The sequence below is a fragment of the Streptomyces sp. NPDC048171 genome (assembly GCF_043202655.1).
In the GTDB taxonomy this organism is placed as follows: domain Bacteria; phylum Actinomycetota; class Actinomycetes; order Streptomycetales; family Streptomycetaceae; genus Streptomyces.
In genome coordinates, this window is the sequence record NZ_JBIDAU010000044.1 from 1 (window position 1) to 1,436 (window position 1,436).

Sequence of the window (1,436 nt, forward strand, 5' to 3'; positions counted from 1 at the left end):
AGAGCATGCTTTTCACCGAGTTGGTGTCGTCCCGGTTCAGGTTCGCGTAGGGAACTGGCTGGACGACGTGGATGTCGATGAAGCGTGGCTTGAGGGTCATCGGGGATCTCCTGTGGGTGAGAAGGGTCAGTCTCGGTCGGCGCCGGCCGTGATCCGATAGAAGTCCTGCAGCCAGCGGCGGCTGATCCGCCCCGACTGGTACTGCCAGTCGACGAGGTCTGCCAGCAGCTGCCCCCAGTCAATGAAGAGGCCGGTGGTGCGTACCTGATTCACCGCAGCAGGGAGGTGCAGGTGGATACCGCGCAGGCTCTGCCGCGTCAGGAGATTGATACGGCTCTCTGCGGCGCTCATCCGCATCGGCTTGCCCTTTACGGTGACGGCCTGGCCCAGGGTGCCACCGAACGAGGAGCCATACGGGGACGGCCCGAGCGGAGCAGCCTCCTCGGCGGGTTCCCCCTCCTCGTTGGGAGCATGGCTCTCTGCCGTCTCGTGTTCGTGTGCGGTGTCTTCGTCGTCTTTCTGGTCAGGTGAGAAGGCGTGTCGGGGCTGGGCCGCGATCAGCGAGGCCACCGTGTAGTGGGCCTGGGCTGTCGTGTCGTTGCACCCTTCCGGCAGCCGCGGTGTCAGCAGGCGGTGCATGGGGCGTGTGCGCGGGTGGTCCAGGTCGCGGCGCAGGCCCGCGCGCAGCGCCGCACGTGCACCGGGGTCTGTGCGGCACAGACGTTCGATGTGTGTGGTGAATGCGGCATACGTGGCGCGATTCCTCTGCCGATTGGTCGCTTCAGGAGCTTGGAAGGTCACAGCTTGTCCTCGGGTCGGCGGGCGACAGTCACGACTTCCTGGCGGCAGTTCTCGTCACCGATTGTCCATCGCCTTGTGCGGGTCTTTCAGGGCGGCGAGGATGATGGCCTTCGCCCGGGTGACGGCTTTCGCGCCCCGTGGTGTGCGGGTCACAGAGGCGGTGACTGCCTCGTAGGCGTCGAGCGCATGCCGCCCGAAGGCCCGGCAGGCGGCCTCGAAGTCGAATTCGGTGTCCATGGCGCCGCCCGAGCGTGTCAGCTTCCGGAAACGGGACCAGAACTCGTCCTCTGCCGACGGCCAGTAGCGGGCCGCAGCTGCGTCCTGCCAGGCCCTGGGATCGTTCTTCTTGTCGTCCGTGTACTTCAGCCAGGCTTCCTTCGTGGCCTGCTCCAGCCGGTTCCCGAAGAGCTCGCCGAGTTCACGGAGCTGGCGTACGGGCCGATCGGTGTGCGTCGCATCCTCTTCCACCCGGGACAGGAGCACCGGGGTCACGGAGTCGACGTACTGGTGGTTGGCTGCCTGGCTGGCGTCCTGCTCGAAGCCGAGCGCGCGGACCCGCAAGTACTCGCTGACGTCGAAGGCATGGTCCATGACCTTCGGCTGGATGGGGCTTTCGTCGTCCAGTTGCTTGAGCA

The 1,436-nt window shown here is 66.2% G+C and carries 3 protein-coding genes; all 3 read right to left on the bottom strand.

From position 1 onward, the window contains the following. Positions 1 to 100 (bottom strand): type I-E CRISPR-associated protein Cas7/Cse4/CasC (locus ACGF3J_RS38710; protein ID WP_393856131.1); only part of this gene is annotated, 100 nt, incomplete at its 3' end. Positions 101 to 126: 26 nt separating this feature from the next. Beyond that, positions 127 to 801, bottom strand: a complete 675-nt coding sequence (gene casB, locus ACGF3J_RS38715) for a type I-E CRISPR-associated protein Cse2/CasB (RefSeq protein WP_393856129.1) — start codon at positions 799 to 801, stop codon at positions 127 to 129. Between the two features lie 54 nt (positions 802 to 855). Beyond that, positions 856 to 1,436: type I-E CRISPR-associated protein Cse1/CasA (locus tag ACGF3J_RS38720; RefSeq protein WP_393856130.1), on the bottom strand; the 581-nt coding region annotated here is incomplete at its 5' end.